This is a genomic window from Trabulsiella odontotermitis (assembly GCF_030053895.1).
GTDB lineage: Bacteria > Pseudomonadota > Gammaproteobacteria > Enterobacterales > Enterobacteriaceae > Trabulsiella > Trabulsiella odontotermitis_C.
Genome location: NZ_CP125781.1, coordinates 3,790,491 through 3,807,174 on the forward strand (window position 1 = coordinate 3,790,491; position 16,684 = coordinate 3,807,174).

16 protein-coding genes are annotated in these 16,684 nt (G+C 55.5%); 8 read left to right on the forward strand and 8 right to left on the reverse strand.

Annotated features, from left to right (window positions below):
* Position 1 precedes the first annotated feature (1 nt).
* From surA to apaH, 5 genes are read left to right on the forward strand one after another with little or no spacing between them, the layout of a single operon-like run.
* Positions 2-1,288 (forward strand): peptidylprolyl isomerase SurA, encoded by a 1,287-nt coding sequence (surA, locus tag QMG90_RS17930; RefSeq protein WP_283280989.1) that lies wholly within the window; start codon positions 2-4, stop codon positions 1,286-1,288.
* Positions 1,288-2,271: a 4-hydroxythreonine-4-phosphate dehydrogenase PdxA gene (pdxA, locus tag QMG90_RS17935; RefSeq protein ID WP_283280990.1), complete on the forward strand. Its 984-nt coding sequence runs from the start codon at positions 1,288-1,290 to the stop codon at positions 2,269-2,271. Before surA ends, pdxA begins: the two co-directional genes overlap by 1 nt.
* Positions 2,268-3,089: a 16S rRNA (adenine(1518)-N(6)/adenine(1519)-N(6))-dimethyltransferase RsmA gene (gene rsmA / locus QMG90_RS17940; protein ID WP_283280991.1), complete on the forward strand. Its 822-nt coding sequence runs from the start codon at positions 2,268-2,270 to the stop codon at positions 3,087-3,089. Before pdxA ends, rsmA begins: the two co-directional genes overlap by 4 nt.
* Positions 3,090-3,092: 3 nt before the next feature.
* Positions 3,093-3,470, forward strand: coding sequence for a Co2+/Mg2+ efflux protein ApaG (gene apaG / locus QMG90_RS17945; protein ID WP_283280993.1), 378 nt, complete (start codon positions 3,093-3,095; stop codon positions 3,468-3,470).
* Positions 3,471-3,474: 4 nt separating this feature from the next.
* Positions 3,475-4,326, forward strand: a complete 852-nt coding sequence (gene apaH, locus QMG90_RS17950) for a bis(5'-nucleosyl)-tetraphosphatase (symmetrical) ApaH (RefSeq protein ID WP_283280994.1) — start codon at positions 3,475-3,477, stop codon at positions 4,324-4,326.
* A gap of 33 nt (positions 4,327-4,359) precedes the next feature.
* On the opposite strand, the gene folA is transcribed toward apaH, so the two are convergent.
* The 8 genes from folA to fixA form a co-directional block, all read right to left on the reverse strand.
* The gene (folA, locus tag QMG90_RS17955; RefSeq protein WP_054178328.1) at positions 4,360-4,839 is read right to left on the reverse strand and encodes a type 3 dihydrofolate reductase; all 480 of its coding nucleotides are present in this window, start codon (positions 4,837-4,839) and stop codon (positions 4,360-4,362) included.
* A gap of 196 nt (positions 4,840-5,035) precedes the next feature.
* Positions 5,036-6,901, reverse strand: a complete 1,866-nt coding sequence (gene kefC / locus QMG90_RS17960; protein WP_283280995.1) for a glutathione-regulated potassium-efflux system protein KefC — start codon at positions 6,899-6,901, stop codon at positions 5,036-5,038.
* Positions 6,894-7,424 carry a glutathione-regulated potassium-efflux system oxidoreductase KefF gene (gene kefF, locus QMG90_RS17965; RefSeq protein WP_283280996.1) on the reverse strand — a complete coding sequence of 177 codons (531 nt, stop codon included), beginning with the start codon at positions 7,422-7,424 and terminating at the stop codon, positions 6,894-6,896. The genes kefC and kefF overlap by 8 nt, the downstream gene beginning before the upstream one ends.
* A 75-nt stretch (positions 7,425-7,499) precedes the next feature.
* Positions 7,500-8,825 carry an MFS transporter gene (locus QMG90_RS17970; RefSeq protein WP_283280997.1) on the reverse strand — a complete coding sequence of 442 codons (1,326 nt, stop codon included), beginning with the start codon at positions 8,823-8,825 and terminating at the stop codon, positions 7,500-7,502.
* A 73-nt stretch (positions 8,826-8,898) separates the two neighbouring features.
* Entirely contained in the window at positions 8,899-9,186 is a 288-nt protein-coding gene (gene fixX, locus QMG90_RS17975; protein ID WP_283280998.1) for a ferredoxin-like protein FixX, read from the reverse strand.
* Positions 9,183-10,469: an FAD-dependent oxidoreductase FixC gene (gene fixC / locus QMG90_RS17980; protein ID WP_283281000.1), complete on the reverse strand. Its 1,287-nt coding sequence runs from the start codon at positions 10,467-10,469 to the stop codon at positions 9,183-9,185. The genes fixX and fixC overlap by 4 nt, the downstream gene beginning before the upstream one ends.
* Before the next feature lie 58 nt (positions 10,470-10,527).
* A complete protein-coding gene (locus QMG90_RS17985; RefSeq protein WP_283281001.1) occupies positions 10,528-11,469 on the reverse strand; it encodes an FAD-binding protein in 942 nt (313 codons plus the stop codon).
* A gap of 11 nt (positions 11,470-11,480) precedes the next feature.
* Positions 11,481-12,254 carry a putative electron transfer flavoprotein FixA gene (gene fixA / locus QMG90_RS17990; protein ID WP_283281002.1) on the reverse strand — a complete coding sequence of 258 codons (774 nt, stop codon included), beginning with the start codon at positions 12,252-12,254 and terminating at the stop codon, positions 11,481-11,483.
* Between the two features lie 442 nt (positions 12,255-12,696).
* On the opposite strand from fixA, the gene caiT reads away from it, so the two are divergent.
* Genes caiT through caiB form a run of 3 tightly spaced genes read left to right on the forward strand, consistent with a single transcriptional unit; the run spans position 12,697 to position 16,675 of the window.
* A complete protein-coding gene (caiT, locus tag QMG90_RS17995) occupies positions 12,697-14,211 on the forward strand; it encodes an L-carnitine/gamma-butyrobetaine antiporter (RefSeq protein WP_283281004.1) in 1,515 nt (504 codons plus the stop codon).
* Positions 14,212-14,252: 41 nt separating this feature from the next.
* Positions 14,253-15,395: a crotonobetainyl-CoA dehydrogenase gene (gene caiA / locus QMG90_RS18000; RefSeq protein WP_283281005.1), complete on the forward strand. Its 1,143-nt coding sequence runs from the start codon at positions 14,253-14,255 to the stop codon at positions 15,393-15,395.
* 59 nt (positions 15,396-15,454) lie between these two features.
* Positions 15,455-16,675 carry an L-carnitine CoA-transferase gene (caiB, locus tag QMG90_RS18005; RefSeq protein ID WP_283281006.1) on the forward strand — a complete coding sequence of 407 codons (1,221 nt, stop codon included), beginning with the start codon at positions 15,455-15,457 and terminating at the stop codon, positions 16,673-16,675.
* Positions 16,676-16,684 lie beyond the last annotated feature (9 nt).

A 16,684-nucleotide genomic window follows, 5' to 3' on the forward strand; every position in this document is an offset into this window, starting at 1 on the left:
TATGAAGAACTGGAAAACGCTGCTTCTCGGTCTCGCTATGATAGCGAATACCAGCTTCGCGGCCCCGCAGGTTGTCGATAAAGTAGCTGCCGTCGTCAATAACGGCGTCGTGCTGGAAAGCGACGTTGATGGTTTGATGCAATCGGTGAAACTTAATGCCGGTCAGGCCGGGCAGCAGTTGCCGGATGACGCCACCTTACGCCATCAGATCCTCGAACGTCTGATCATGGACCAGATTGTTTTGCAGATGGGCCAGAAAATGGGCGTCAAGGTCACTGACGAGCAGCTCGATCAGGCGATCGCCAACATTGCTAAACAGAACAATATGTCGATGGATCAGATGCGCAGCCGTCTGGCCTACGACGGGATCAACTACAACACCTACCGCAACCAGATCCGCAAAGAGATGATCATCTCTGAAGTGCGTAACAACGAAGTGCGTCGCCGCATTACCGTGTTGCCGCAGGAAGTTGAGTCGCTGGCGAAGCAGGTGGGCAATCAGAACGACGCGAGCACAGAGCTGAATCTGAGCCATATCCTGATCGCGCTGCCGGAAAACCCGACCTCCGATCAGGTCAACGAGGCTGAAACCCAGGCGCGTTCTATTGTCGATCAGGCGCGTAACGGTGCGGATTTCGGCAAACTGGCGATCACGTACTCTGCTGACCAACAGGCGCTGAAAGGCGGACAGATGGGCTGGGGTCGTATCCAGGAACTGCCGTCTATTTTCGCACAGGCGCTGAGCACCGCGAAGAAAGGCGATGTGGTTGGTCCTGTCCGCTCCGGCGTTGGTTTCCACGTGCTGAAAGTGAATGACCTGCGCGGTCAGTCGCAAAGCATTTCAGTGACCGAAGTTCATGCCCGCCACATCCTGCTGAAACCGTCGCCGATCATGAGCGACGATCAGGCACGTGCGAAGCTTGAGCAAATCGCGGCAGATATTAAGAGCGGCAAAACCAGTTTTGCTGATGCGGCAAAAGAATTCTCCCAGGATCCCGGCTCTGCTAACCAGGGCGGTGATTTAGGCTGGGGCGCGCCAGATATGTACGATCCGGCATTCCGTGATGCGCTGACCCGGCTGAACAAAGGCCAGATGAGCGGCCCGGTTCATTCCTCTTTCGGCTGGCATCTGATTGAACTGCTGGATACCCGCAACGTTGATAAAACCGACGCGGCGCAGAAAGACCGTGCTTACCGTATGCTGATGAACCGTAAGTTTGCGGAAGAAGCCGCCACCTGGATGCAGGAACAACGCGCCAGCGCGTATGTGAAAATTCTGAGCAACTAATGACGTATCGTGTCGTAATCACTCCCGGCGAACCTGCCGGGATTGGCCCGGATCTCGTGGCTCAGCTCGCGCAACGCGACTGGCCGGTCGAGCTGGTCGTTTGTGCAGATGGCGATTTACTGATAAACCGGGCGGCAACGCTCGGTTTGCCGTTGACGCTCCTGCCTTATCACCCCGGGCAACCCGCACTCCCGCAACGCGCGGGCACGCTAACCCTTCTGCCCGTTTCCCTGCATGCTCCGACGGAGCCCGGTGTTCTCAACGTGCTTAACGGCCCCTATGTGGTTGAAACGCTGGCACGCGCCTGTGATGGTGCCGTGAGCGGCGAGTTTGCCGCACTGATCACCGGCCCGGTGCATAAAGGTATCATCAATGATGCGGGGATCGCGTTTACCGGCCACACCGAATTCTTCGAGGAGCGTTCACAGGCCAGCAAAGTGGTTATGATGCTGGCGACCGAAGAGTTGCGGGTGGCGCTGGCAACTACGCATCTGCCACTGAAGGCCATCAGCGACGCCATCACGCCGGATCTGCTGCGGGAAGTGATCACCATTTTGCACGACGATCTGCAGAACAAGTTTGGTATTGCGCATCCGCACGTGCTGGTGTGCGGTCTGAATCCGCACGCGGGTGAAGGCGGCCATATGGGAACGGAAGAGATAGACACCATTATTCCGGTACTGGAAGAGATGCGCGCGAAGGGAATGCACCTGAGCGGCCCGCTACCTGCCGATACGCTCTTTCAGCCGAAGTATCTCGACCATGCGGATGCCGTGCTCGCAATGTACCACGATCAGGGCCTGCCCGTGTTAAAATACCAGGGCTTTGGCCGTGGCGTAAACATTACACTAGGCCTGCCTTTTATTCGAACTTCCGTTGACCACGGCACCGCCCTTGATTTGGCGGGCAAAGGCGAAGCGGAAGTCGGCAGTTTTATTACGGCGCTTAATCTCGCCATCAAAATGATTGTTAACTCTCAATGAATAATCGAGTCCATCAGGGCCACTTAGCCCGTAAACGTTTCGGGCAAAACTTCCTCAACGATCAGTTTGTGATCGAAAGTATCGTCTCGGCTATCAATCCACAGAAAGGCCAGGCGATGGTCGAAATCGGCCCTGGTCTCGCAGCACTGACAGAACCCGTCGGCGAACGTCTGGATAAGCTCACTGTTATCGAGCTTGACCGCGACCTGGCGGCACGGCTGAAAACACACCCGTTCCTCGGCCCGAAGCTGACGATTTACCAGCAGGACGCCATGACCATGGACTTCGGCAAACTGTCTCAGGAGATGGGACAACCGCTGCGCGTCTTTGGTAACCTGCCTTATAACATCTCCACGCCGCTGATGTTCCACCTGTTTAGCTATACTGATGCGATTGCTGACATGCATTTCATGCTGCAAAAAGAGGTGGTTAATCGTCTGGTTGCAGGACCAAACAGTAAAGCGTATGGTCGATTAAGCGTCATGGCGCAGTACTACTGCCAGGTTATCCCGGTGCTGGAAGTGCCGCCTGGCGCGTTTACGCCGCCACCGAAGGTGGATTCCGCCGTAGTACGGCTGGTACCTCACGCCGTGATGCCGCATCCGGTGAAAGAGGTGCGTGCGTTAAGCCGCATCACCACCGAAGCGTTTAACCAGCGCCGTAAAACGATTCGCAACAGTCTGGGGAATGTCTTCAGCGTTGAGGTTCTGACAGCGCTGGGAATCGATCCGGCCATGCGCGCCGAGAATATTTCCGTCGCGCAGTATTGTCTGCTGGCAAACTGGCTGACCGACAATGCCCCCACGAAAGAGAGCTAAAGTATGAACGATAAGCCCCTTGTTTGTGTGCAGGTGCAAAGCGTTTACATCGAATCCCAGTCCTCCCCGGACGAAGAACGTTACGTTTTCGCTTATACCGTCACCATCCGCAATCTGGGGCGATCGTCCGTCCAGCTTCAGGGCCGTTACTGGTTAATCACCAACGGTCATGGTCGTGAAACTGAAGTTCAGGGCGAAGGCGTCGTTGGCGAGCAGCCGCATATCGCCCCTGGCGAAGAATTCCAGTATACCAGCGGCGCTGTCATTGAGACGCCGTTGGGCACCATGCAAGGCCATTATGAGATGGTCGATTTACACGGGAACGCCTTCCAGATAGACATTCCCGTATTCCGTCTGGCTGTACCAACTCAAATTCACTAATACAATGTCGACATACTTAATCGGTGACGTTCACGGTTGCTACGATGAACTGATTTCATTGTTGAAACAGGTAGATTTCTCACCTGAACGTGACACCCTTTGGCTGACTGGCGACCTTGTTGCTCGCGGCCCTGGTTCGTTAGAAGTTCTGCGTTTTGTTAAATCGCTTGGCGATAGCGTACGTATGGTGCTCGGCAACCACGATCTGCACCTGCTGGCTATTTTCGCCGGGATCAGCCGCAATAAACCTAAAGATCGTCTGACGCCGTTGCTGGAAGCACCAGATGCCGACGAGCTTATCAACTGGCTGCGCCGTCAGCCATTGCTGCAAATCGATGAAGAGAAGAAGCTGTTGATGGTCCATGCCGGCGTCACGCCGCAGTGGGATATCGACACGATGAAGCAATGCGCCCGCGATGTAGAAGCGGTGTTGCGCAGCGACTCCTATCCCTTCTTCCTGGATGCGATGTATGGCGACCTGCCCAACCACTGGTCGCCGGAACTGAGCGGCCTCGCCCGGCTGCGTTTCATCACCAATGCCCTGACCCGCATGCGCTACTGCTTCCCTAACGGGCAGTTAGACATGTACAGCAAAGAGTCGCCGGAAAATGTCCCGGCGCCGCTGAAACCGTGGTTTGCACTGAAAGGGCCGGTGACGGACGAATACAGCGTGGTGTTTGGTCACTGGGCGTCGCTGGAAGGCCAGGGAACCCCGGAAGGGATTTATGGTCTGGATACTGGCTGTTGCTGGGGCGGTGTATTGACCTGCCTGCGCTGGGAAGATAAAGCATACTTTATCCAGCCATCAAATCGCCAGATGGATCTGGGTGAAGACGACGAGGCCGTTGCTTCATAATTGCCCCTCTCCCGGCAGGGAGAGGGCGTTTCATCAACGGCGTTCCAGGATTTCAAAACAGTAACTGTGCGAGTTCTGTCCATCGGCGTCGTGGAATTCGCTAAAAACCGATTCCCATTCATCCGGATCGTAATCCGGGAAATGGGTATCGCCTTCCACTTCCGCGTCAATATGCGTCAGATAAAGACGCTGGGCTTTCGGCAGGAACTGCGCGTAGATACGCCCGCCGCCAATCACCATGATCTCTTCAACGTCACCGCAGGCAGCGATGGCTTCATCCACCGATTTCACCCACTGCACGCGATCATCAGTGCCCGGCTGGCTGCTGATGACGATATTCTTCCGCCCTGGCAGAGGACGACCGATGGATTCCCACGTCAGGCGTCCCATCACCACCGGCTTGTTTAACGTATTGCGTTTGAACCAGGCGAGATCGGCTGGCAAATTCCACGGCATGGCGTTTTCCATGCCAATTACGCGATCTACCGCTAACGCCGCAATCAGACTGATCATTGAAAGTTTCCCGGATACAAAAAATTGCCGCCACTATACGGAAAGCAAAATCTTTCGTCGACTGGCGTCAGAGTAAAGAAAGCGAAAAATTCTCGATTTGCTGGCGAGTCCACGTCCCGGAAATGGACCGCCAGCATTACAGTAGTTAAGAAACAAAACGTTAGCCGTAAAGTGTGCGTAACATCACATTTTTACGTTACGCCGTCGGTCGACTTTCCGGTTCGTCCTCAGCGTTACCGGTGTGTTTCCCCTCTTCCGTCCCCTGCCAGCCATGACGCTGAATAATCGACAGATGATTACGGTCTTCATTGATGATGCCGGTCAGCATCGCGCTGGTGCGCTTATACACCGCAGCAAAGGAAGCCTCGTCCTCTTCCGCCATGTCCACCATCTCTTCCACCATCCGCTCGTTAAAGCGGCGGAACAGGTCAGCACGCTCGCGCGCTTCGTACGGGCCAAGCCCCAGCGCTTCCAGCGTCATGCGACCGGACTTGAGCGCCCCTTCGAAAGTTTCACGCTCAGGCGCTTCAACGCCTGCCTGGCGCAACTGAATGTAATGATCCACATCGCGGGCACGGGAGACGATTTTCAGCGTCGGGAAGTGCTCTTTCACCAGCATCGTCAGTTGCAGACTGGTCTGCGGATCATCAATAGCATTGATGAGGACTTCGGCTTTCGCCGCCCCCGCCGATTCGAGTAAATCGACCCGCGTCGCGTCGCCGTAAAAAACTTTCATATCGAATTTACGCAGAGTATCCACGTGGTCGGGATCGTGATCGAGAATAACCATTTTCACGCCGCTGGAGAGCAGCAAACGACCGGCAATCTGCCCATAGCGCCCGAATCCGGCGATGATCACGCGCGGCTGCTCTTCGTCGATCTCATCGGCCTCACGCTCCTCGCCGCCGCCGGATTTTTCTAAACGAGTCAACAGTACCAGCAGGACAGGCGTCGCCGCCATCGACAGCGCCACCGCCAGCGTCAGCGCTTTGGCCCACTCGGGATCCAGTACATCCGCCATTTGCGCCGCGCCAAACACCACAAAGGCGAACTCACTGCCCTGCCCTAACAGCACGGCAAACCAGCGACGTTGCGCCTTCGGTACGCCCAACGGACGCGCCACCAGCCACAGCATCAGCAGCTTAATCAACAGGAAACCGGCGAGCAGAATGAGGATACGCAGCGGGTGCGTCACCAGGGTACCGAAATCAACGGACATACCGACGCCGATAAAGAACAGTCCCAGCAGCAACCCTTTAAACGGTTCGATGTCGCTTTCCAGCGCGTGGCGGTATTCCGAGCTGGCTAACAGCACCCCGGCCAGAAACGCCCCCATCGCCATCGACAGCCCGACCTCTTCCAGCAACAGTCCGAAACCAAACACCAGAAACAGCGCCACGGCGCTGAACACTTCCCGCAGACCAGAGCGGGCGACAAAGCGCAGCACCGGACGGGTCACGTAGCGGCCCAGCAGAACCACCAGCACCAACGCCGCCGCCACTTTCAGCGCCGATAGCGCGAAAGCGCCAAGGGTCGTTGCCGCGCCACTGGTTGCCAGTAGTGGGATCATCGCCACCAGAGGGATCGCGGCGATATCCTGAAACAGCAGCACGGCAAAGGCACCGCGCCCCATGGGTGTCAGGGTCAGGTTGCGTTCATTCATCGCCTGCATAGCGATCGCCGTGGAGGAGAGCGCCAGTGTCATGCCGATCAGTTCCGCTACTTTCCAGTCGAGGCCCAGCAGCATACAGAAACCGCCGATCAGCACGCCACAGGCGACCATCTGTAACGCGCCGCCGCCAAATACCGAGGCGCGCAACTTCCACAGCCGCTGCGGATCAAGTTCGAGACCGATGACGAACAGCATCAGCACCACGCCAATTTCCGCAAAGTGGAGAATCGACTCCGCGTCAGTTACCAGACGCAACCCCCACGGGCCGATAATACAACCGGCAATCAAATACCCGAGTACCGATCCCAGTCCCAGGCGAACGGCAATCGGTACAATCAGCGCCGCCGACCCCAGATAAATCAGCGCCTGTATCAACGTATGACTATCCATGCATCGCCTCCTGCCAGTCGATGAGCCGCTGTCTGAAGTGTCGCGCCTGCGCCTGCAGCGTTTCATCGTCGCAAACAAAGGTGCAGTGCATGGCAAATGGCGGCAACCATTTCAGGCCGCAGTAAAGCGCCGTCGCCTGTAGCGGCTGCGCCAGTACGTCAAAGCCGGGATGGGAACCGATATCGAAATGGCTTTCGCCGCCGCCGGTAGTGACCGCCCACATCAGGCTTTTACCGTGCAGCGCCTTGCCACCGTGACCGTAGGCCCAGCCGTGTGAGAGGACTTTGTCGATCCACAGTTTGAGAAGCGGAGGAATGCTGTACCACTGCATCGGATGTTGCCAGACGATCAGGTCGGCGCGGGAAATCGCCTCCTGCTCGGCAGCAACATCGATATTAAAATCGGGGTAAAGATGATAAAGCGAACGGATTTCGACGCCGTCGAGTTCCCTGACCTGCTCAATCATCCGTTTATTCGCATGCGAATGATGCGGATAAGGATGGGCATAAATAATTAGAATCATGACTTTCTCAGCTGGCTTTAACGCGTGATGTTAATCATAAGCGATTGCCGCTGAAAACGACATGAAAGCGCGTCGTCAGTGATATTTCTGCATAATGGTCATTTGTGCGGTTTTAGTTAACGACAGCCCGCGCGTCTCCGGCGCAAACATGACGGAAACCACCAGCCCCACCAGCGAAATTAACGCCCCCATCAGCATGACGGCATTAATGCCATATTCAGTAATAAACACCGGCAGCGCCCAGGTGGAAATGACCGTCCCGATACGGCTAATGGACATGATAACGCCCACCGCCGAAGCACGAATTTCCGTCGGAAAGAGCTCATTGGGATACAGCCACTGCAAAATACCGGGGCCGCCAGAAAAAAAGGCATAAACCGCAAAAGCAACGACCACCAGCCAAATACCCAGATTGCTCACCAGCCCTAAAACGGCCAGCGCCAGCGTCATCATCGCGAAACTGCCAATCAATAACGGACGACGACCTATTTTATTCAGCCAGTACATCGCCGGAATACAGCCCAGCATAAAAAACAGGCTGATGACCACATTCCCTAATGCCGCATCTCGCCCGTGATCCCAGCCTAATAAGCCAACGATTTGTGGGCCAAACGTATAGATGGCAAACATCGGGATCACCTGGCAGGTCCAGATCACCGCCACGAACAACACGAACGGAAAATGGCGTTTATTGAACAGCTGCATAAACCGCGTTTCCTGCTGTGTCTCTTCGTCAAACACCACCGGTTCGCCAAACAGCTTCAGCATCATCTGCTCGCACTCTTTGATTTTCCCTTTACGCAGCAACCAGCGCGGTGACTCAGGCAAATCAAAGCGGCCAATCAGGATCAGGACGCAGGGAATAAAGGCGCTGCCCAGCATCCAGCGCCAGCCGCCTTCGACGTCGTGCAGCCAGAAACCCACCAGATCAGCGCAGGTGGCGCCGACATACCACATCGCAGCAATAAACCCGACCGCGAACGCACGCTGCCGTGTATTGGAGAATTCGGTAATCATCGATGTTGCAATGGGATAATCCGCCCCGATGACAATGCCAATGAGCACACGCATCACCAGCAATTCCGCCGGCGACGACACAAACATGGTGGCGACAGAAATAAGGCCGATGGCGATAATATCGATAAGAAACATCTTACGGCGACCCACACGGTCGCAAATATAACCAAACAGCGACGTACCAACGAATAATCCGGCCAGTGTTCCTGCGCCGAGTAAGCCAATCCATTCGGCATCCAGATTTAATTCTGGCGTCAGTTGCCCCAGCGCCACCCCAATAATCACCAGCACGTAGCCATCAAGAAACGGGCCGCCGCTTCCCCACAACATGATCCGCCGGTGTATTGAGGTAAAATGAATGTCGTCGAAATTCCTGGGTTGCATTGCTGCCTCCAGTCTCACTGACAAAAAAAGAAATTCCCGCCGCCGATGCTGGCGGGAAAACTAAGAAGACGTTTTATCCGTAACGATATTCCACACCGAACGTGCCGCGCGGGTATTCCCATTTCTCCAGCGCGCTGTCCAGTCCAAGAATTCGGCAGGTGCCGCATTCCAGACAACCGGCATAATCAAAACGAACTGAACCGTCGTCCTGCTTTTTATACAAACCTGCCGGGCAGGCTTTGGTTAATATTTCCATCACCTGCATATCAGGTTGCGATTTCACGATGATGTGAGGATTTTCTTCATCGACGTTGAATTTATTGATGCCCAGTTTGACGTCGACATTCACAGGCGTACTCATATCGCAGTCACTCCCTTAATGCCGTCCTTAATCAGATTCATAAAGCCCACGCGTTTCGCATGCTGGAGGACGGTTTTACGCAACGGCACAGGCGCTTTGCCGGTCACGGTGAATAATTCTTTCGCAATACCAACGGCCATTTCCGGGTAGGCGGTGAACATTCTCGGGTTATCCAGAAACGCGGGCATACGCTGGTACATTTTCATGTCCCGCAACGGTCCCTCTTCGAGGTGGCGAAGATAAGCGCCAAGCCCTTGCTTGCTGAAATCCCCTTTCGCCATCGCCGACAACACCGTTTTCGCCGCCGCTTCACCTGACGCGATGGCTAAATCCATACCGCGAATGGTAAAGCCGAGATTCATACACATGCCCGCGGCATCCCCGGCGATCAGCACACCGTCGCGTACCAGTTCCGACTGCATGCGCAACCCGGCTTCCGGCACCACATGCGCGGCATATTCAAGCATCTTGCCACCGGCAATCAGCGGGGCGACCGCCGGGTGCTGTTTAAAATCTTCCAGCATCTGCGGAACGGATTTTTTCGCATCCTTGATATGGTGCAGGCCGCAGACCAGCCCGAGAGAAATCGTGGATTCGTTGGTATAGAGGAAACCGCCGCCCATCAGGCCATCGGTCGGCGAACCGGCAAACAGCCAGGCTACGCCTTCGTTATTCTGTAAGTTAAAGCGATTCTCCAGCACCTCTTTCGGCAGCTCGATCAGCTCCTTGACCCCGACCGCCACGTTTTCCGCTGCGACCCGTTTTGTCATCCCGAGCTGTTCGGCAAGCAGGGAATTCACCCCGTCCGCCAGAATCACCACTTTCGCTTCCAGCACATCGCCATCGGCTTCAACGCCGACGACTTTGCCGTCTTTTTCCACCAGCCGATCAACGCGAATACCGGTAATGCATTGCGCGCCGGCATTCTCGGCCTGCTCCATCAGCCAGGCGTCAAACTTCCCGCGCAGCACCGACCAGGACACCTCGCCCGGCTGACGCTCGCCGCCGTTGAAGTAGTCGACGGTCAGGGCGCCGGTCTGCGTCATAAAAGAGAGTTTTTCCCGGGCGATCACCCGTTCCACCGGGGCGTGTTCGGCAAACCCCGGAATGATGCGTTCCAGGCTGTGAGCGTACATGCGCCCACCAGTTACGTTTTTCCCACCAGCGACATTTCCGCGCTCTATCAGCAGAACCTGCGCTCCTTCCCTGGCGAGCATCAGCGCGGCAACGGAACCTGCCAGTCCCGCGCCAACGATAATGGCATCGAAGATATCTTCGGACATAACGACTCCAGTACAGACAGTACACGGCAGAGCGCGTGCGCCACTCTGCCGTTCAGGATCAATTCGCCAGCTGGCGGGTCAGGGCCGGGAGGATCTTAAAGAGATCGCCCACGATGCCGTAATCCGCATACTGGAAGATCGGCGCATTTTTATCTTTATTGATGGCAACGATAGTCTGTGCGCCACTCGCCCCCACCATGTGCTGGATCTGACCGGAAATGCCGATTGCCAGATACAGCTCTGGTTTGAGGATCAGATTCGAAATGCCGACATAGCGCTCGTGCTCCATCCATTTCTCGTTTTCCGCCACCGGGCGGGAGCAGGCCAGTTCGGCGCTTATGGCATCGCACAGCGCCGCGGCGATAGCAATGTTTTCTTTACTGCCAATGCCGCGACCGACGCTGACCACCAGCCGGGCTTTGTCCAGATCCACGGAATTGCTTTCCCGGACGCGGGTAGCCGTACGGATAACGGCGGTTGACGGTGCAATCCACTGTACAGGTTGTGCTGCTCCGCTGCGCGCGGTGTCTGGCTGGGCGGCGTCAAAAGCGCCGGTGCCGAGCGTCACCACCTGGAAGGAAGACTGTAACGTCTCTTCGCCAAACGCCAGACCGCCAAACACCATATGTCGGGTGGTGACGGTGCCGCCATCGGCATGCATACTGGCGACGTCGTTCGAAACCGCAGCGCCAAGGCGCGCGCCCAGTCTGGCTGCCAGCAGTTTACCGCGACGGGAGTTCGGCAGCAGGATCAACCCGCCATTCCCCTCGCCTTGCATTTTTTCCGCCATCGCACCGGCATAATCTTCCACAATGCGATCGTCCGGTTTGCCGGTCAGTTGCCACACCTGGGTAGCCCCCAACTGGAACGCACTGACGCTTTGTTCTTCATTTAACGTGAAAACCTGAACGGCTTCGCCCAGAGCGCTTGCGCCGCCCATCAGTTCCGGCAGGCGGGAAAGGGTGTCGCTGAAAACCCAAACACTGGAAAACTTACTCATAACACCCCCTCTTATTTGATGAGCTTGCGCAGATGATCGGCAAAAGCCGCGATGTTGTCGTCACCATCACCTTCAATGATGATGTGCTGACGGGCTTTCTGTTTCGGCGCAGTCACCTGCTGTGCGGAAAGCGCAGTAATCTGCCCGATGCCTGTATCCGCCGCGCTCCATGCCTGTACCGGTTTTTTCGCCGCGCCAAGAATGGCCTTCATAGACGGAATTTGCGGGGCGTTGATATCGGTGGAAACCGCCAGCACTGCCGGTAACGGTACCGTCAGCGTTTCGGTTTCTTCTTCCAGCTCGCGCATCACCACGACCGCGTCCTGCGTTAACGAGACAATCTGACTGATGCCATTGAGCGCCGGAACCTGCAGCGCTTCGCCAAGTAGCAGGCTCACCTGCTGGGCGTAGAGATCGGCAGAACCGTCGCCGCAGAGGATCAGATCAAAACCCAGTTTTTTCGCCGCTGCCGCCAGTCCGGCCGCGGTCTGGTGAGGTAACGCATGTTCAAACTGAGCATCCACCACGACCACCAGTTCATCGGGGCCGCGAGAAAGGACATCTTTGCGCCCTTTGGCGTTGTTCAGCGCTTCTCCGCCTACACTCAGCGCAATCACCTGCGCCTCCGGCATCTGCTGTTTCAGCTGATTCGCCGCTTCAATGGCGTTCAGATCGTACTGGCTGATTTTGACGGCGGCGCGGGAAAAATCCAGAGAACCGTCGCTGCTATTTACCGTAATATCCTGTTCATCGGCAACGCACTTATAGCATGTAATAATCTTCATTACATCTCCTGATATATTCATCTTCTGTCTTCAATGGCGGCAATGAAAATACAAGTATCATGAAGCCATACATAAAAATAAAACCTCAGTCACCAATATTGAACAGATCATTATTTTTTATGGTTAACGTTCAATAGTGTTATACCTCTCACCAATATTGAAAGAGAGGTAAACTAAACAGCAACATTTAAAAATCTAACTCGCTGTTTTTATTTAAAAAATATCATATACCCCAAAGAGAGTAGACGACCTGTTTTCACCGCCCGCCAGAATGTGACCGTCATAACAGAATCAGCGACTTTTAATACCCATCATAATCTCAGGAATGTTGTGATTTATGTTAATAAATATTTAAAACCTCGTTATTTCCCAGGTAAAAACCAGCTGGATAATGTATTGCGTCTTAATTACGTCATCCACAAAATGAAACTGGAATCTATTTATGAACAAAGAAAAGAAAAAAGTGGGAATAGAGCCAAAAGTATTTTTCCCACCCTTAATTATCGTTGGCATATTATGTTGGTTAACCGTCCGCGATCTCGACGCAGCAAATAACGTGATTAACGCGGTCTTCAGTTATGTCACCAATGTCTGGGGATGGGCATTTGAGTGGTATATGGTCGTGATGTTTGGTGGCTGGTTCTGGCTAATTTTTGGTCGTTATGCCAAAAAACGTCTCGGCGATGAGCCGCCAGAGTTCAGCACCGCCAGCTGGATTTTCATGATGTTCGCCTCCTGTACGTCAGCCGCCGTGCTGTTCTGGGGATCGATTGAAATCTACTACTACATCTCCTCGCCGCCGTTCGGGTTCGCGCCCTACTCCGTACAGGCGAAAGAGATGGGTCTGGCCTACAGTCTGCTTCACTGGGGACCGCTGCCGTGGGCAACCTACAGCTTCCTGTCAGTGGCATTTGCCTACTTCTTCTTCGTACGCAAAATGGATGTGATTCGCCCCAGCAGCACCTTAATCCCGCTGATCGGCGAAAAACACTCCACCGGCTTAGTCGGCACCATTATCGACAACTTCTACCTCGTCGCGCTGATCTTCGCGATGGGCACCAGCCTCGGGCTGGCGACGCCGCTGGTCACCGAGTGTATTCAGTTCCTGTTCGGCGTTCCGCATACGCTGCAACTGGACGCCATCATCATCTTCTGCTGGATCGTGCTGAACGCGATTTGCGTGGCCTGCGGTCTGCAGAAAGGGGTGAAAATCGCCAGTGACGTGCGTAGCTACCTGAGTTTCCTGATGCTGGGTTGGGTGTTCATCGTCGCGGGCGCCAGTTTCACCATGAACTACTTCACGGACTCCGTGGGGACGTTGATGATGTATCTGCCGCGCATGCTGTTCTATACCGACCCGATCGCTAAGAGCGGCTTCCCGCAGGGCTGGACCGTCTTCTACTGGGCCTGGTGGGTTATCTACGCCATTCAGATGAGCATCTTCCTCGCACGTATCTCGAAAGGCCGTACCGTACGTGAACTGTGCCTCGGGATGGTCGCCGGTCTGACCGCCGCGACCTGGCTGCTGTGGACCATTCTCGGCAGTAACACGCTGCTGCTGATTGACCACAACATCATCAACATTCCGCAACTGATTGAACAACACGGCGTTCCGCGCGCCATTATCGAAACCTGGGCGGCGCTGCCGTTACGGACCGCCACCATCTGGGGCTTCTTCATTCTGTGCTTTATCGCCACGGTGACGCTGATCAACGCCTGCTCCTATACGCTGGCGATGTCGACCTGTCGTGCGGTGAAAGACGGTGACGAGCCGCCTCTGCTGGTGCGTATTGGCTGGTCCATTCTGGTCGGCGTTATCGGTATCGTTCTGCTGGCGCTGGGCGGGTTAAAACCGATTCAGACCGCCATTATCGCCGGGGGCTGCCCGCTGTTTTTCGTCAACATCATGGTCACGCTCTCTTTTATCAAAGACGCCAAAGTGCACTGGAAAGACTGATTCTCTCCACGGAAAAAACGACACATTAAGAGGTTATCGAGATGGATTTTAGACTGAATGACGAGCAGGAACTGTTTGTCGCCGGTATTCGCGAGCTGATGGCCAGTGAAAACTGGGAAGCGTATTTCGCCGAATGCGATCGTGACAGCATTTACCCGGAGCGTTTCGTCAAAGCGCTGGCGGATATGGGCATCGACAGTCTGCTCATCCCGGAAGAGCACGGCGGACTGGAGGCCGGATTCGTCACCGTTGCGGCGGTGTGGATGGAACTGGGCCGTCTCGGTGCCCCGACCTATGTGCTGTATCAGTTGCCCGGTGGGTTTAACACGGTGCTGCGCGAAGGGACGCAGGCGCAGATCGACAAGATCATGGCATTCCGCGGCACGGGTAAACAGATGTGGAACTCAGCGATCACCGAGCCGAGCGCGGGTTCCGATGTGGGAAGTCTGCAAAGCCATTATACCCGCAAGAATGGCAAGGTTTATCTCAATGGCAGCAAGTGCTTCATCACCAGTAGTGCGTACACTCCGTACCTGGTGGTAATGGCGCGAGATGCCGCGTCACCGGATAAACCCATCTTCACCGAGTGGTTCGTCGACATGACGAAGCCTGGCGTTAAGGTCAACAAGCTGGACAAGCTGGGCCTGCGCATGGACAGTTGCTGCGAAATTACGTTTGACAACGTCGAGCTGGACGAAACGGACATGTTTGGCCGCGAAGGCAACGGCTTTAACCGTGTGAAAGAAGAGTTTGATCATGAGCGCTTCCTCGTGGCGCTCACCAACTACGGTACGGCGATGTGCGCGTTTGAAGATGCGGCGCGCTATGCCAACCAGCGTGTGCAGTTCGGCGAGACCATTGGTCGCTTCCAGCTGATTCAGGAGAAGTTCGCGCACATGGCTATCAAGCTGAACTCGATGAAAAACATGCTGTACGAAGCGGCATGGAAAAGTGATGAAGGCACCATCACCTCGGGCGACGCGGCAATGTGCAAATACTTCTGCGCCAACGCGGCGTTTGAGGTAGTCGATACCGCGATGCAGGTGCTGGGCGGCGTCGGGATCGCCGGTAATCATCGCATTACCCGTTTCTGGCGCGACCTGCGCGTCGATCGCGTCTCCGGTGGGTCGGACGAAATGCAGATCCTGACGCTCGGTCGTTCCGTGTTGAAACAGTACCGTTAACCGGATCCTCCGGGACAGTGTTCCGGAGATCTCAGGGAACTCATTAACGAGGAGACATTATGACAACGCATTTACCGATGCCCGAATTTGGCCCTCTGGCCGGGCTTCGCGTGGTCTTTTCCGGTATCGAAATCGCCGGGCCGTTTGCCGGGCAGATGTTTGCCGAATGGGGCGCAGAAGTCATCTGGATAGAAAACGTCGCATGGGCTGACACTATCCGCGTCCAGCCGAATTACCCTCAGCTTTCGCGCCGCAACCTGCGCGCGTTGTCGCTGAACATCTTCAAAGACGAAGGTCGTGAGGCGTTCCTCAAACTGATGGAAACCACCGATATCTTCGTTGAGGCCAGTAAAGGCCCGGCGTTTGCCCGCCGTGGCATTACCGACGACGTGCTGTGGGAGCACAATCCGGCGCTGGTTATCGCCCACCTGTCCGGTTTCGGGCAGTATGGCGACCCGCAGTACACCAATCTTCCGGCTTATAACACTATCGCGCAGGCATTCAGCGGTTATCTGATCCAAAACGGCGATAAAGACCAGCCGATGCCCGCCTTCCCCTACACCGCCGACTATTTCTCCGGCATGACGGCAACGACCGCCGCGCTGGCCGCACTGTATAAAGCGAAAGCCACCGGCAAAGGGGAAAGCATTGATATCGCCATGTACGAAGTCATGCTGCGCATGGGTCAGTACTTCATGATGGACTACTTCAATGGCGGTGAAATTTGCCCGCGGATGACCAAAGGCAAAGATCCGTACTACGCCGGTTGCGGTCTCTACACCTGCAAAGATGGTTATATCGTCATGGAACTGGTGGGGATCACGCAGATTGAAGAGTCGTTCAAAGATATCGGTCTGGCGCATCTGCTCGGCACGCCGGAAATTCCGCCGGGAACGCAACTGATCCACCGTGTCGAGTGCCCGTACGGGCCGCTGGTGGAAGAGAAGCTGGATGCCTGGCTTGGCGCGCACACCATTGCAGAGGTGCAAAGCCGCTTCGCAGAGCTGAACATCGCCTGCGCGAAAGTGCTGACCATTCCTGAGCTTGAGCACAACCCGCAGTACGTGGCTCGCGAATCTATCACCCAGTGGAAAACCATTAATGGCGAGACCTGTCGCGGCCCGAACGTGATGCCGAAATTCAAAAATAACCCGGGCCAGATCTGGCGTGGCATGCCGGACCACGGCATGGATACCGCCGCCATCCTGCAGAACATCGGCTATAGCGATGCGGACATTCAGGGGCTGGTGGCGAAAGGGCTGGCAAAAGTCACAGAGTAACCGTCTGTT

Coding starts and splice junctions, on each gene's coding strand:
- fixA (WP_283281002.1), bottom strand. CDS start 12,254: ATGAAGATTATTACATGCTATAAGTGCGTTGCCGATGAACAGGATATT.
- caiB (WP_283281006.1), top strand. CDS start 15,455: ATGACAACGCATTTACCGATGCCCGAATTTGGCCCTCTGGCCGGGCTT.
- QMG90_RS17985 (WP_283281001.1), bottom strand. CDS start 11,469: ATGAGTAAGTTTTCCAGTGTTTGGGTTTTCAGCGACACCCTTTCCCGC.
- folA (WP_054178328.1), bottom strand. CDS start 4,839: ATGATCAGTCTGATTGCGGCGTTAGCGGTAGATCGCGTAATTGGCATG.
- pdxA (WP_283280990.1), top strand. CDS start 1,288: ATGACGTATCGTGTCGTAATCACTCCCGGCGAACCTGCCGGGATTGGC.
- kefC (WP_283280995.1), bottom strand. CDS start 6,901: ATGGATAGTCATACGTTGATACAGGCGCTGATTTATCTGGGGTCGGCG.
- QMG90_RS17970 (WP_283280997.1), bottom strand. CDS start 8,825: ATGCAACCCAGGAATTTCGACGACATTCATTTTACCTCAATACACCGG.
- fixC (WP_283281000.1), bottom strand. CDS start 10,469: ATGTCCGAAGATATCTTCGATGCCATTATCGTTGGCGCGGGACTGGCA.
- fixX (WP_283280998.1), bottom strand. CDS start 9,186: ATGAGTACGCCTGTGAATGTCGACGTCAAACTGGGCATCAATAAATTC.
- caiA (WP_283281005.1), top strand. CDS start 14,253: ATGGATTTTAGACTGAATGACGAGCAGGAACTGTTTGTCGCCGGTATT.
- rsmA (WP_283280991.1), top strand. CDS start 2,268: ATGAATAATCGAGTCCATCAGGGCCACTTAGCCCGTAAACGTTTCGGG.
- apaH (WP_283280994.1), top strand. CDS start 3,475: ATGTCGACATACTTAATCGGTGACGTTCACGGTTGCTACGATGAACTG.
- kefF (WP_283280996.1), bottom strand. CDS start 7,424: ATGATTCTAATTATTTATGCCCATCCTTATCCGCATCATTCGCATGCG.
- surA (WP_283280989.1), top strand. CDS start 2: ATGAAGAACTGGAAAACGCTGCTTCTCGGTCTCGCTATGATAGCGAAT.
- apaG (WP_283280993.1), top strand. CDS start 3,093: ATGAACGATAAGCCCCTTGTTTGTGTGCAGGTGCAAAGCGTTTACATC.
- caiT (WP_283281004.1), top strand. CDS start 12,697: ATGAACAAAGAAAAGAAAAAAGTGGGAATAGAGCCAAAAGTATTTTTC.